Source organism: Azorhizobium sp. AG788 (genome assembly GCF_004364705.1).
Classification (GTDB): domain Bacteria; phylum Pseudomonadota; class Alphaproteobacteria; order Rhizobiales; family Xanthobacteraceae; genus Azorhizobium; species Azorhizobium caulinodans.
Window position 1 is genome coordinate 182,332 of the sequence record NZ_SOBM01000008.1, and the last position, 13,553, is coordinate 195,884.

The following is a 13,553-nucleotide window of genomic DNA, read 5'->3' on the forward strand; positions in this document are numbered from 1 at the left end:
ATGTCGGGGCGGCGGGCCGGCTCGAGACCGCCCGCCGCCGCGAGGTCAAACGTATTCGTACACCGTGCGGCCGGCAACGATGGTGCGCAGCACCCGCCCCTGAAGCCGCGCGCCGTCGAACGGCGTGTTGCGCGAGCGCGACTTGAGGTTCGCCGGATCGAGCACCCAGGGCATCTCCGGATCGAGCACGATCACGTCCGCCGGGCTGCCTGCCTTCAGCGTGCCGCCCTTCAGGCCGAGCAATTCCGCCGGCCGGGTGGAGAGCGCGCGCAGCACGTTCACGAGGTCCACATCGCCCGCATGCACCAGCCGCAGGGCCGCGCTCAGCAGCGTCTCGAGCCCGATGGCGCCGGGCTCGGCTTCCGAGAACGGCAGGCGCTTCATCTCCACGTCCTGCGGATTGTGGTCGGACACCACCACGTCGATGAGGCCGGAGGACAGCGCCTGGATGAGCGCCACCCGGTCGTCCTCCGCGCGGAGCGGCGGAGATACCTTAAAGAAGGTGCGGTACTGGCCGACATCCAGTTCGTTGAAGGAGAGGTGGTTGATGGACACAGAGCCGGTGACGGCGAGACCCGCCTCCTTCGCCCGCGCCAGAACCTCCAGCGATTCGCGGCAGGTGATGGAGGCGGCGTGATAGCGCCCCCGCACCCCATCCACGAGGCGCAGGTCGCGCTCGAGAACGATGGTCTCCGCCGCCTTCGGAATGCCCGGCAGGCCGAGACGGGAGGCGAACAGCCCCTCGTTCATGGCGCCGCCCGACATGGTGGCGTCCTCGGTGTGGTGGACGATGAGGGCCTCGAAGTCGCGCGCATAGGTGAGCATGCGGCGCAGCCCCTGCGCGGAGGCGATGGAGCGCGCGCCATCGGTGAAGGCGACAGCGCCGGCGGCCTGCAGCAGGCCGATCTCGGTCATCTCCTCGCCCTTGAGGCCCTTGGTGAGGGCCGCCATGGGATGGATGCGCACCACGGCCGTATCGCGGGCGCGGCGCAGGATGAAGTCCACGATCGCCGGATCGTCCACCACCGGATCGGTGTCCGGCTGGCAGACGATGGTGGTGACGCCGCCCGCTGCCGCAGCGTGGCTGGCGGAGGCCAGCGTCTCGCGGTGCTCAGCACCGGGCTCGCCGATGAAGGCACGCATGTCCACGAGGCCGGGTGCGACGACCGCACCCTTGCAGTCCACCACCTCGGCGCCATCCGGCACGCCGGCGGCGGCGATACCGAAGGCGGCGTCCTTGATGACGCCGCTGGCGAGCAGCACGTCGCCGCGGAAATCGGCGCCGCGCGAGGGATCGATGACGCGGGCGTTGGCAAGAAGAAGCGGATGCGGCTCAGTCACGTTCGGCTCCCGTCGCGTTGGGCAGCTTGCGCGCCAGAGCGTCCAGCACCGCCATGCGCACGGCGACGCCCATTTCCACCTGCTCGCGGATCAGCGACTGCGCACCGTCCGCCACCGCCGAATCGATCTCCACGCCCCGGTTCATGGGGCCGGGATGCATCACCAGCGCATCGGGCTTGGCCCGTTTCAGCTTGGCTTCGTCGAGGCCGTAATAATGGAAATATTCCTTCACCGAGGGGATGAAGGAGCCGGCCATGCGCTCGCGCTGGAGCCGCAGCATCATCACGATGTCCGCCCCTTCGAGCCCGCTCTCCATGGAGCGATGCACCTCGACGCCGAAGTTCTCGATGCCGGTGGGCAGGAGCGTGGACGGCGCCACCACCCGGACCCGCGCGCCGAGCGTGTGCAGGAGCAGGATGTTGGAGCGGGCGACCCGCGAATGCAGGACATCGCCACACACCGCCACCGTCAGCCCCTCGATCCGGCCCTTGTTGCGGCGGATGGTGAGGGCGTCGAGCAGCGCCTGGGTGGGATGCTCATGGGCGCCGTCGCCGGCATTCACCACGCAGCAGTCGACCTTGCGGGCGAGCAGAGCCACGGCGCCCGACGCATGATGGCGCACCACCAGGATGTCGGGGCGCATGGCGTTCAGCGTCATGGCGGTGTCGATGAGCGTCTCGCCCTTCTTCACCGAGGAATTGCCCACCGACATGTTCATCACGTCGGCCCCGAGGCGCTTGCCCGCCAGCTCGAAGGAGGACTGGGTGCGGGTGGAGGCCTCGAAGAACAGGTTCACCTGCGTGCGGCCCCGCAAGGTCGAACGCTTTTTCTCGATCTGCCGGTTGAGGACGACGAATTCCTCAGCCAGGTCCAGGAGGCCGACGATTTCCGGCGCGGAAAGGCCTTCGATGCCGAGGAGGTCGCGGCGATCGAGGGTGAAGAATGGGGCTGTGGTCATGGCAGGCCGCAGGCTTAGCGAGACTCACGCGGGGGAGCAAGCTCGCCCTGCGCCGCGGGCCCGGACCGTCGCCACGCTTCCGCCGCAAATCTTGCGATTTCCTTCATGTCACCATGATTGAACGCAAGTCGTCACAGGAACGGCCGGTTCCGTTCAGGGCCGGTTAAGCCCGCGCCGCAGTAATAAAAACACCGCGAGCGAAGCCACAATTTAGCTCCGATCGCGTTCGATGAAGGATGCAACAGCGTTTTCAGGCGGCCACTGGTGTGAGGTCGAGGCAGACGCTGAGGAGACAAGTAATGGCAAGCAGTGTTGCAAGACGGGTTGCCGCGATCGGCCTCGTTGCTGCGCTCGGTATCCCCGCCGCGTCCCCGGCTTTTTCCGCCTCGCTCGCCAGCGGCGCGGGCCTTGCGCCCCGTGCGCCGGCCCAGGTGAGCACCGTCCAGTATTACGGCCCGCCGCCGCCCTGCTGGAACTGCGGCCGCCGCTACCACAACAACAACGGCGCCGCTGTCGGCGCGGGCATCGCGCTCGGCATCCTCGGTGCGGCCGCCATCGCGGGCGCGGCCAGCGCCAATTCGGCCCCCCCGCCGGCCGTGGTCTATACCGCGCCCCCGCCGCCCCCGCCGGTGGTCTATTACGCCCCGCCCCCGCCGCCTCCGGTGGTGTACAGCGGTCCCGCCCGGTGCTGGTACTCGGCGCCCGGCGGCGGCTACTGGGGTCCCTGCTGAATGACGAAGGGCGGCTCTCGAGCCGCCCTTTCCTTTTGAGCCCGCAGCTTCGCCCTTATGGCACCACCATCTTCAGCGCGCTCAGCACCAGCGGCAGAGACGCCGCCGCGACGATGATCTGGAACGTCAGCATTTCCGCCAGCAGCGGCGCATCACCGCCCATCTGCCGCGCCAGCACATAGCCGTTCGGTGCGGACGGCACGGCGCAGACGATGGCCAGCACAGCCAGCTCCGTGCCGCTGAGGCCGACGGCCAGGCCGAGCAGGATGGCAATCGCGGGTTTGGCGAACAGCTTCAGCACCACTGCGAGAATCACCACCGGCTTCAGGCGATTGAGCCGGTCGAGTGCGAGGCCGCCGCCCACCACCAGCAGGCCGAGGGCCAGCGAGGCGCGGCCGAGAATGTCGCCGAACTCCACCACCACCTTGGGCACCGGCACCGCAAAGCCGTTCAGCAGCGCGCCGGCAAGGCACGACCAGATGAAGGGGTTGCGCAGGAGCTGGCCGAGGATGAAGCGCGGCGTCGGCGCATGGGCCCCCACGTAGCGGGCCAGCACGATGACGCAGATGACGTTCACGGCGGGAATCATCGCCACCAGCGCCACCGCCGCCACCGTCACGCCCGCCGCACCGTAGAGCCCGCCGCAGACCGCGAGGGCCACATAGGTGTTCCAGCGGGTGACGCCCTGGAACAGCGAGGTGAAGGCCGGGCCGTCGATGCCCGTAGCATCCACGACGGGCCGGCGCAGCACGAGCAGCACCGCCGACATGATGAGGATGGCGCCGAACATGGCCCCCACCACGGCGAGCACGCTCACGCCGGAGAGGTCCGCCTTCACGGCCGAGACGATCAGCAGCGCCGGGAAGAGGACGAAATAGGTGAGCTGTTCCAGCGCCACCCAGTGATCGGGCTTTTTGAGCAGAACACGCCGCAGGACGACGCCGAGCACGATGACGAGGAAGGTCGGGATAAGGGCGGAGATGATGCTGAGCATGAGGACGTCCGGGAGGGACCGCCTCCATAGCCCCCGCGACCGGAGGAGGCCAGCGCAAGTCTTGCTGCACCGCCGCACGCCCTGCGGCCAGCGCAGAGCTCGCTGGCGGATACGCGGCCGGCCGGCCCCGCCCGACCAGATGTCGAGGGCCTGAAACGCAACCGGCGCCCGCGGACGGACCGGGGCGCCGGTTGTTCAACAGGAGGCCGGAGCGCTTGTCCGGCCGAAGCGCGATCAGGCGCCGAGCGCGGTCTCGATGGCGGCGAGCGCGGCGTCGGCCTTGGCGCCGTCGGGGCCACCGCCCTGCGCCATGTCCGGACGGCCGCCGCCGCCCTTGCCGCCCAGCACCTCGACGCCGATGCGCACGAGCTTCTGCGCGTCGAACTTGCCCACGAGATCGGCGGTGACGCCGACGACCAGCGCGCCCTTGCCATCGGCAGCCGTGTTGGCCACAGCCACGACGCCGGAGCCGATCTTCGTCTTGCCCTCGTCCACGATGGCCTTGAGGTCCTTCGGATCGGCGCCCGAGATGGCGATGCGCAGATAGCGCGTGCCGTTCACCTCGACGACCGCCGGACCCGATTCGCCGCCGCCGCCCATGGCGAGCTTCTTGCGCGCCTCCGCGAGATCGCGCTCCAGCTTGCGGCGCTCTTCCACCAGCGCGGCAACGCGGGCTTCCACCTCGGCGGTGGAGACCTTGAGCGTGCCCGCCGTAGTCTGGAGGGCCGCGCTCGCGGCATTGAGGTGGCGCCGGGCCGCGGTGGCGGTGAGCGCCTCGAGGCGGCGCACGCCCGCGGCGACGCCGCTGTCGGCCAGAACGGTGACGATGCCGATGTCACCCGTGCGCTTCACATGGGTGCCGCCGCACAGCTCCACCGAGAAGGGAGCGCCGTTGCCGGAATCGGTGCCCATGGACACCACGCGCACCTCATCGCCATACTTCTCGCCGAACAGCGCGCGGGCGCCCGAGGCCACGGCATCGTCCACCGCCATCAGGCGGGTTTCGACCGGCTCGTTGCGCAGCACATAGGTGTTGGCGATGTCCTCCACCTGCGCCAGTTCGTCGGCCGTGAGGGGCTTCGGGTGGCTGAAGTCGAAGCGCAGCCGGTCCGGGGCCACCAGCGAGCCCTTCTGGGCCACGTGGTCGCCGAGCACGCGGCGCAGCGCCTCATGCAACAGATGGGTGGCGGAGTGGTTGGCGCGCACGGCCGAGCGGCGGGCGTGATCCACCTCAAGGGCGAGCGGCGTGCCGATCTTCAGCGTGCCCTCGGTGACCTCCACGTCATGCACAAAGACGTCGCCAAGCTTCTTCTGGGTGTTGAGGACGCGCGCCTTCACGCCTTCGCCGGAGACGAGGCCGCTGTCGCCCACCTGGCCGCCGGATTCGCCATAGAAGGGGGTCTGGTTCAGCACCACGAAGCCGCGGGCGCCGGCGGGCAGCTCGGAGACTTCCTTGCCCTCCTGCACCAGCGCACGCACGGCGCCTTCGGCGGTCTCGGTGTCATAGCCGAGGAATTCGGTGGCGCCCTCGCGCTCGCGCACGCCGAACCACACGGTGTCGGTCGCCGCCTCGCCCGAGCCCGACCAGTTGGCGCGGGCCTCGGCCTTCTGGCGTTCCATGGCGGCGTCGAAGGCCTCGCGCTCCACCTCGATGCCGCGGCCGCGCAGCGCGTCCTCGGTCAGATCGAGCGGGAAGCCGTAGGTGTCATAGAGCTTGAAGGCGACCTCGCCGGGGAAGCGGGCACCGGAGACAAGGCCCGCGCTCTCCTCCTCCAGCAGCGAGAGGCCGCGCTCCAGCGTGCGGCGGAAGCGGGTTTCCTCAAGCAGCAGCGTCTCGGTGGCCAGCGCCTCGGCGCGGACGATCTCCGGGTAGGCGCGGCCCATCTCGCGCACCAGAACGGGCACGAGGCGGTGCATCAGCGGCTCGCGCGCGCCGAGGAGCTGCGCATGGCGCATGGCGCGGCGCATGATGCGGCGCAGGACGTAGCCGCGACCCTCATTGGAGGGCAGCACGCCGTCGGCGACGAGGAAGACGGACGAACGCAGATGATCGGCGATGACCCTGTGGCTCGCCTTCTGCGGGCCGTTGGACGGCACGTTGGTGAGTTCCTGGACCTCGGCGATGATCGCCCGCATGAGGTCGGTCTCGTAATTGTCGTGCGTGCCCTGGAGGAGCGCGGAGATGCGCTCGAGGCCCATGCCGGTGTCGATGGACGGCCGGGGCAGGTTGAGCCGCTCGCCGGGGAGCTGCTCATACTGCATGAACACGAGATTCCAGATCTCGATGAAGCGGTCACCGTCCTCGTCCGGCGAGCCGGGGGGGCCGCCGGGAATGTGGTCGCCATGGTCGAAGAAGATTTCCGAGCACGGGCCGCACGGGCCGGTGTCGCCCATGGCCCAGAAATTGTCCGAGGTGGGGATGCGGATGATGCGGCTGTCCGGCAGGCCGGCGACCTTCTTCCACAGGTCGTAGGCGACGTCGTCGTCATAATAGACGGTGGCGAGCAGCCGGTCCTTGGGAAGATCCCACTCCTTGGTGATCAGGTTCCAGGCAAGCTCGATGGCCCGGTCCTTGAAATAGTCGCCGAAGGAGAAATTCCCGAGCATCTCGAAGAAGGTATGATGCCGGGCGGTGTAGCCGACATTGTCGAGATCGTTGTGCTTGCCGCCGGCGCGCACGCACTTCTGCGCGGTCACGGCGCGGGAATAGGGCCGCTTCTCGACGCCGGTGAAGACGTTCTTGAACTGCACCATGCCGGCATTGGTGAACATCAAGGTCGGGTCGTTGCGCGGCACCAGCGGGGAGGATGCGACCGCTTCGTGGCCGTTCTTGACGAAGTAGTCGATGAAGCTCGACCGGATCTCGTTCACGCCGCTCATGTACCGGCACCACACCCTGAAAATCTTGGAACCACGCGGCCTGCGCGGAGCGCACCCGCCCTCCCCCGCCTTATGGCGGGACGCCGGTGCCGAGGGCCGAAGACCCAAGGCGCACAGCGCCCAGAAAGGGACATGATCGTTTAACGACGCCCCCCGCGCTTGTCCAGCAAGCGCCCGGCCGGGCCGCACCGGCGGCTCCCCAGGGCCGCCAAAGAAAAGGGCGGCCGCAGCCGCCCCGAACATCGTCCGATGGAAAGACGGGATCAGGCCTCGGCGGCCGCATCCCCATCTCCATCCTCGTCTTCCGGCGAGCCGGTGAGGATCTGGTCGGCAATCAGGCCGGCATTCTGGCGGATGGTCGCTTCGATGCGGCCGGCCACCTCGGGGTTCTGGCGCAGGAAGGTCTTGGCATTCTCGCGGCCCTGGCCGAGGCGCTGGCTGTCGTAGGAGAACCAGGCGCCAGACTTCTCGACCACGCCGGCGCGCACGCCGAGATCGAGCAGTTCGCCCATCTTGGAGACGCCCTCGCCATACATGATGTCGAACTCGACCTGCTTGAAGGGCGGGGCCAGCTTGTTCTTGACCACCTTCACGCGGGTCTGGTTGCCCACCACCTCGTCGCGCTCCTTGATCATGCCGATGCGGCGGATGTCGAGGCGCACGGAGGCGTAGAACTTCAGCGCATTGCCGCCCGTGGTCGTCTCGGGCGAGCCGTACATCACGCCGATCTTCATGCGGATCTGGTTGATGAAGATCACCATGGTGTTCGACTTGGAGATCGAAGCGGTGAGCTTGCGCAGTGCCTGGCTCATGAGGCGGGCCTGCATGCCGGGCTGGTTGTCGCCCATCTCGCCGTCGAGTTCGGCACGCGGCGTGAGGGCGGCCACCGAATCGACCACCAGTACGTCGATGGCGCCTGAACGCACCAGCGTGTCGGCGATCTCCAGCGCCTGCTCACCGGCGTCGGGCTGAGAGATCAGCAGGTCGTCGAGATTGACGCCCAGCTTGCGGGCATAGATCGGATCGAGCGCATGCTCGGCGTCGATGAAGGCGCAGGTGCCGCCCTTCTTCTGCGCCTCGGCGATGGTGTGCAGCGCCAGCGTGGTCTTGCCCGAGGATTCGGGGCCGTAAATCTCGACGATGCGGCCCCTGGGCAGACCGCCGATGCCGAGCGCGATATCGAGGCCGAGCGAGCCCGAGGAGATGCTTTCGACCTCCATCACCTTGCCGCTCTTGCCGAGCCGCATGATCGAGCCTTTGCCGAAATGCCGCTCGATCTGCGAGAGCGCGGCGTCCAGCGCCTTGGTCTTATCCATGGAGGACCCTTCGACGAGTCTGAGAGTGGACTGAGTCATCGCCGCGCTCCGTGCCTGGCGCAAGAGGAATGGCCGTGGGAATTTTGTACCTCATTTGTTCTCTGTTCGCAATATGTTCTTTTTGATTTCCCTGCCTTCAGATGGGGTTCGAGCACAGCGGGAGGCGACCGCAGGTCGCCACCAAGCCCTCTCGCGCGGTCACGAAGCCGTCTTGTCCCCACAAATCGCCCCTTGCTCCCGCCGCGCGGAGGACGCTGCGGAAGCGCCCGGCGGGCTCAGATGCCGATTCGCCGGTTCGGCGGACCGCTCGACCGGCGGGGGATGAGCGTGGGCGCCGCGACGCGGACGCGCTCGCCCTTCGTGTCCGGCCACTGGGTCATGAGGTCGAGGGCGGAGGTGGCGATCTGGTCGAACGGCACCCGCACGGAGGTCAGCGGGATGGGCAGCCGGCTCACGATGGGAATGTCGTTATAGCCGACGAGGGACACGTCCCCCGGCACCGAGACGCCGAGCCGCGCCAGCGCGGAGAGCGCGCCGATGGCGGTGTTGTCGTTCACGGCGAAGATGGCGGTGGGCGGATCGGGCAGGCGCATCAGATGCTCCGCCGCCTCCGCACCGGAATCGATGCCGAAGGTCGACTCCACCAGCAGGGCCGGATCATGGGGCACGCCCTGCTCTTCCAGGGCCTGGAGATAGCCGGCGAGCCGCCCGCGGCTGCTGGATGCGTAGCTCGGCCCGGCAATGATGCCGATGCGGCGGTGGCCGAGATCGATGAGATGGCGGGTGGCGAGATAGCCGCCCAGCCGGTCGTCGCCCACGGAGGCAAGGCTGCGGCCATCGCTGCGCAGGGCAAGGACATAAGGTACGCCGCGGTCCGCCAGCTCCTGCGCGAAATCGTCCCCCTCGCGGGCGGTGGAGAGCACGAGCCCATCCACGCCGCGCTGGAGCAGGCTCTTCGCGGCTGCCCGGTCGGCGCGGGGCTCGTCATCGGTGGTCGCCACGATGGCGAAGCGGCCGGAGCGCGCGCAGGCCCGGGCCAGCGCCTCGTACAGCATGGCCATGACCGTATCGGTCAGGCGCGGCACGATCACGCCGATGGTGTTGGTCTGGCCCCGCCGGAGGCTGGCGGCGGAGACGTCGCGCACATAGCCGAGCCGGGCCGCCACCTCCCGCACGCGGCGCGCGGTCTCGCTCTCCGAGCGCGGCAGGCGCTCGTCCAGGATGCGGGAGACCGTGGATTTGGAGACACCCGCCGCAGCGGCCACGTCAAGGATCGTGATCCGCCCCGGCCGCTCCTGGGTTTCCTCCTCCTGAAACACGTCCCGTCCCTCACGCCGCAACACCGTGCCCTCAGTTAACGATTGACAAGGCGAATGCACAAGTCTGATTATGGGAACGTTCCCGCTAACGATCCTAAAAATGGGGGAGCGGAGGCGGGACCCGTATTTCGGTCTGACACTCCTAGGGAAGGAACGAGACGATGGCGATCGACTGGAAGGGCCTCAACCCGGCCCCCGTGACCCTATTCAAGGACAATGGCGACGTCGATTTCGACGGCAACGCGCGCCTCGCCAAATGGCTGGCGGCTATCCCCGGCGTGAAGAGCCTGGTGATCCTCGGCCATGCGGGCGAAGGCACCTTCCTCACCCATGACGAGCAGCTCGAGCTGATCCGCGTCTACAAGGACGCGACCCCTCTGCCCGTGGTGGCCGGCATCACCGGCGAGGGCACCAAGGTGGCCGAGATCGAGGCCAGGCAGAAGATCGACGCCGGCGCCAGCGCCGCGCTCGTCTATCCCAACCACGGCTGGCTGCGCTTCGGCTATCAGAAGGGCGCCCCGCAGGACCGCTACAAGGCCATCGCCCAGTCCGGCCTCGAGTGCATCCTGTTCCAGTATCCGGCGGTGACGAAGGCCAATTACGACCTTCAGACCCAACTCGAGATCGCCGCCATTCCGGGCGTGACCGCCACCAAGAACGGCGTGCGCGACATGAAGCGGTGGTATGATGAGATCCCGGCGCTCAAGAACGCCTTCCCGGACCTCGCCATCATGTCCTGCCACGATGAATGGCTGCTGCCCACCATGTTTGACGTGGATGGCCTTCTGGTCGGCTACGGCAACATGGCCCCCGAACTGCTGCTGGAGTTCCTGAAGGCCGGCAAGGCGCAGGATTACACGCTGGCCCGCAAGTATCACGAGCAGCTCCTGCCGCTGACCCGCGCCGTCTATCACCGCGGCTCGCACATGGAAGGCACGGTCGCGCTCAAGCACGCGCTGCGCGCCCGCGGCCTCATCGACAATGTGAACATCCGCGAGCCGCTGAAGCCGCTCGGCGATGCCGCCGACCGCGAGATCCGCGCCGCCGTGAAGGCCGCCGGCATCGAAGTGGTGTCGAACGCCATCGCGGCCTGACCCCGAGGCGCGCCAACGCCTCGCTGATTTGGGGAGAGGGAGTGCCGGATCGGCCCGCACGGGCCGGTCCGGTGCCGCTCGCCGACATTCCGGAGGACCCCGCAGGTCCCCGGCAAAAAGAAAAGACGACACCCGTTCCTGGAGGAAAGCCCATGCTGATGCAGAGGCCCCGCGACATTGCGCGCGGGCAGACCCCATCGCTCGACCGGCAGGCGGATATCAGCGCCCGGCTGGAACGCCTGCCAATCACCCGCCGCGTCTTCTGGACCCGCAACATCATCGGTGCGGCCACCTTCTTTGATGGCTACACCGTCATCGCCATCGCCTATGCAATGCCCGTTCTTGTCCGCGAATGGGGTCTCAAGCCCGAGCAGACGGGCATGATCCTGTCCATGGGCTATCTCGGCCAGCTCATCGGCGCGGTGTTCTTCGGCTGGCTGGCCGAGCGCATCGGCCGCCTCAGCGTGCTGCTTTTCACCATCCTGCTGTTCGTCAGCATGGATGTCGCCTGCCTGTTCGCCTGGGGCGCGGGCTCGATGATGCTCTTCCGCTTCATCCAAGGCATCGGCACCGGCGGCGAGGTGCCGGTGGCGAGCGCCTACATCAACGAATACATCGGCTCGAAGGGGCGCGGCCGCTTCTTCCTGCTCTATGAGGTCATGTTCCTCTTCGGCCTCGTGGGCGCGGGCCTCATCGCGCGGGCGCTGGTGCCGGTCTATGGCTGGGAGGCCATGTTCCTCGTCGGGCTCGTGCCGGCCGCCATCCTGATCCCGCTGCGCTTCTTCATGAAGGAATCTCCGCGCTGGCTGGCAGCGAAAGGCCGTTACGAGGAAGCCGACCGGATCGTGAGCGATCTGGAGCGCAGCGCAGAGGCCGCGGGCCACAAGCTCGCGATGCCGCAGCCGGTTCCCATGAAGCAGAGCGAACAGGGCGGCCTCAGGGAGCTGTTCTCCGGCATCTATCGCCGGCGCACGCTCACCATCTGGTCCATGTGGTTCTGCTCCTATCTGGTGGCGAACGGCATGATCGCCTGGCTGCCGACGCTCTACCGCCAGACCTTCAACCTGCCGCTGGAAACTGCCCTGCTGTACGGCCTGCTGACGTCGGTCGCCGGCGTGGTGGCCTCCATCGCCTGCGCCCTGCTGATCGACAAGGTGGGTCGCAAGCGCTGGTACACGGCCGCCTTCCTCTGCGCGCCGCTGCCGCTTCTGGCGCTGGCCTACATGGGCGCCACCTCGCCGATGGAAGTGCTCCTGCTGGCCGGGCTTGCCTATGCCATCGTGCAGACCATCACCTTCTCGCTCTATCTCTACTCGGCCGAGCTCTATCCGACGCGCTTGCGGGCGCTGGGCACCGGGCTCGGGAGCGCCTGGCTGCGGCTCGGCTCGTCGGCCGGCCCCATCGTCGTCGGGACCATCATGGGCGCGGCGGGCATCCAATATGTGTTCGCGGCCTTCGCCGGGGTTCTGGTCATCGGGGCGCTGGTGACGATGCTCTTCGCCATCGAGACGAAGGGCCGTGTGCTGGAGGAACTGTCTCCATAAGGAGCCAGACGGGACGCGCCGGGGCGGTTCAGCCCGCCCGGCGCTGGCCCTGATGGCCAGCGAAGCGCCCCCTTTCGCAAACCTCACCTCATTAGGATGTGGCCGCAGGCACGGGGCCACATCCCGGCCAGAATTTAGCCACCGCCCTCCTGTCGGATGCCGTAAGCTGCACCGGGGTAAGGCAGGAGAAGGTGAAGTGTGGGATCGCAATCCGGTCCGGCTGTCATTGCTGCACATGTTGCCCGCCGTTGCCGGAGACCACGGACTGACGCTTGATCCCCTGCTGGCCCGCGCCGGCATCGCCGCGCACGAGGGTCCTGCCGCACCGACCGTCGTGACCCGCGCCCAGATCTGCACGCTGCTTCAGGCCGTCGCCCGTCAGACGGGCGACCCGACCATCGGGCTCACGCTTGCCGCCGCCGCCTCGCCGCAGCGCCTCGGTCTCACGGGACAATCCCTCCTCTCGGGCCGCACGTTGCGGGAATGCCTCTTTTCGCATGCCCGCCACATGCCGGGGCTGCAGGGCGGGGTTCAGTTCCGGCTTCAAGTCGAGGGCAAGGTGGCCACCTGGCACCACCACATGCTCGACAGCGATCCGGCCCACGCCAATGTGCTGAACGACGGCGTGGCCGGCTTCATGACGCGGGCGCTACGGGCGGTGGCCGGGGCTGACGCCGCCCTCCATGTGGCCCTGCCCCATCGCGCGCCAGCCGCCCAGCACCTCTACGAAGACGCCCTCCGGAGCGCCGTAAGCTTCAGCGGGGGCGATGAGTTGTCCCTGAGCTTCGACGCTGAGCTGCTGGACCGGCCCAATGCCCTGTGGTCCGGCGCGGTCGAGCCGGATCCCGCTCAGGCGGGCGGGTGGCAGGCGCTGCTGCCGCAGACGGAGGATGACGACCATCTGGTCGCCAGCCTCCACCTCATCTTCCAGAGCGCGGCCATGTCCGGCCTCTTGTCCCTCGCCGACAGCGCCCGGACGCTGGGCTACGCGCCGCGCAGTCTCCAGCGGCGCCTGATGCGCCTCGGCATGACGTTCGAGAGCCTGCTCGACAGCTGGAGACAGGCGCAGGCGCTTCAGTATCTGGCCCATACGCACTGTTCGGTGGGGGAGGTTGCGCTCGCGCTGGGCTATTCTCACCCGGCCCATTTCGTGCGCGCCTTCCGGCGCTGGCAGGCCATGACGCCCCTCGCCTTCCGGCGCAGCGTCCGGATGCGCATGAGCTGACCTCCCGCCTGCGGATGGCGCGAAATGGCAATTGAGCCCCGTACCTCCATCCGATACGCCTTGGAGCCGAGGTCACCCGCGAAACGGCTGGAAAATCTCATCTTTCCAGCCCTGTTCCAAGGGATTTCGCTGCCCCAGCGGCAGCTCCGGC

General features: G+C 68.2%; 10 protein-coding genes. 4 read left to right on the forward strand and 6 right to left on the reverse strand.

Annotated features, from left to right (window positions below):
- Nucleotides 1–45: 45 nt before the first annotated feature.
- Entirely contained in the window at nucleotides 46–1,341 is a 1,296-nt protein-coding gene (locus tag DFO45_RS20890; RefSeq protein WP_133866373.1) for a dihydroorotase, read from the reverse strand.
- On the reverse strand, nucleotides 1,334–2,299 hold the full coding sequence (locus DFO45_RS20895) for an aspartate carbamoyltransferase catalytic subunit (protein ID WP_133866374.1): 966 nt from the start codon (nucleotides 2,297–2,299) through the stop codon (nucleotides 1,334–1,336). Before DFO45_RS20895 ends, DFO45_RS20890 begins: the two co-directional genes overlap by 8 nt.
- Nucleotides 2,300–2,598: 299 nt before the next feature.
- On the opposite strand from DFO45_RS20895, the gene DFO45_RS20900 reads away from it, so the two are divergent.
- On the forward strand, nucleotides 2,599–3,030 hold the full coding sequence (locus DFO45_RS20900) for a hypothetical protein (RefSeq protein ID WP_052285947.1): 432 nt from the start codon (nucleotides 2,599–2,601) through the stop codon (nucleotides 3,028–3,030).
- Nucleotides 3,031–3,085: 55 nt separating this feature from the next.
- Here DFO45_RS20900 and DFO45_RS20905 read toward each other — a convergent pair whose 3' ends face one another.
- From DFO45_RS20905 to DFO45_RS20920, 4 genes are all read right to left on the reverse strand, one after another.
- Nucleotides 3,086–4,024, reverse strand: coding sequence for an AEC family transporter (locus tag DFO45_RS20905; protein ID WP_133866375.1), 939 nt, complete (start codon nucleotides 4,022–4,024; stop codon nucleotides 3,086–3,088).
- A 234-nt stretch (nucleotides 4,025–4,258) separates the two neighbouring features.
- The gene (gene alaS, locus DFO45_RS20910; protein ID WP_133866376.1) at nucleotides 4,259–6,904 is read right to left on the reverse strand and encodes an alanine--tRNA ligase; all 2,646 of its coding nucleotides are present in this window, start codon (nucleotides 6,902–6,904) and stop codon (nucleotides 4,259–4,261) included.
- 263 nt (nucleotides 6,905–7,167) lie between these two features.
- On the reverse strand, nucleotides 7,168–8,259 hold the full coding sequence (recA, locus tag DFO45_RS20915) for a recombinase RecA (protein ID WP_166657202.1): 1,092 nt from the start codon (nucleotides 8,257–8,259) through the stop codon (nucleotides 7,168–7,170).
- 236 nt (nucleotides 8,260–8,495) lie between these two features.
- Nucleotides 8,496–9,539 (reverse strand): LacI family DNA-binding transcriptional regulator, encoded by a 1,044-nt coding sequence (locus tag DFO45_RS20920; RefSeq protein WP_133866378.1) that lies wholly within the window; start codon nucleotides 9,537–9,539, stop codon nucleotides 8,496–8,498.
- A gap of 161 nt (nucleotides 9,540–9,700) precedes the next feature.
- On the opposite strand from DFO45_RS20920, the gene DFO45_RS20925 reads away from it, so the two are divergent.
- From DFO45_RS20925 to DFO45_RS25140, 3 genes are all read left to right on the forward strand, one after another.
- Nucleotides 9,701–10,633 (forward strand): dihydrodipicolinate synthase family protein, encoded by a 933-nt coding sequence (locus DFO45_RS20925; RefSeq protein WP_133866379.1) that lies wholly within the window; start codon nucleotides 9,701–9,703, stop codon nucleotides 10,631–10,633.
- A gap of 158 nt (nucleotides 10,634–10,791) precedes the next feature.
- Nucleotides 10,792–12,177, forward strand: a complete 1,386-nt coding sequence (locus DFO45_RS20930) for an MFS transporter (protein WP_043880353.1) — start codon at nucleotides 10,792–10,794, stop codon at nucleotides 12,175–12,177.
- A 196-nt stretch (nucleotides 12,178–12,373) separates the two neighbouring features.
- Nucleotides 12,374–13,402, forward strand: a complete 1,029-nt coding sequence (locus tag DFO45_RS25140; RefSeq protein WP_208299846.1) for an AraC family transcriptional regulator — start codon at nucleotides 12,374–12,376, stop codon at nucleotides 13,400–13,402.
- Nucleotides 13,403–13,553 lie beyond the last annotated feature (151 nt).

Excerpts from the sequence above, each read along its gene's own strand:
- DFO45_RS20925 (WP_133866379.1), top strand. The coding sequence starts at position 9,701 with ATGGCGATCGACTGGAAGGGCCTCAACCCGGCCCCCGTGACCCTATTC.
- alaS (WP_133866376.1), bottom strand. The coding sequence starts at position 6,904 with ATGAGCGGCGTGAACGAGATCCGGTCGAGCTTCATCGACTACTTCGTC.
- DFO45_RS20930 (WP_043880353.1), top strand. The coding sequence starts at position 10,792 with ATGCAGAGGCCCCGCGACATTGCGCGCGGGCAGACCCCATCGCTCGAC.
- DFO45_RS20905 (WP_133866375.1), bottom strand. The coding sequence starts at position 4,024 with ATGCTCAGCATCATCTCCGCCCTTATCCCGACCTTCCTCGTCATCGTG.
- recA (WP_166657202.1), bottom strand. The coding sequence starts at position 8,259 with ATGACTCAGTCCACTCTCAGACTCGTCGAAGGGTCCTCCATGGATAAG.
- DFO45_RS20895 (WP_133866374.1), bottom strand. The coding sequence starts at position 2,299 with ATGACCACAGCCCCATTCTTCACCCTCGATCGCCGCGACCTCCTCGGC.
- DFO45_RS20900 (WP_052285947.1), top strand. The coding sequence starts at position 2,599 with ATGGCAAGCAGTGTTGCAAGACGGGTTGCCGCGATCGGCCTCGTTGCT.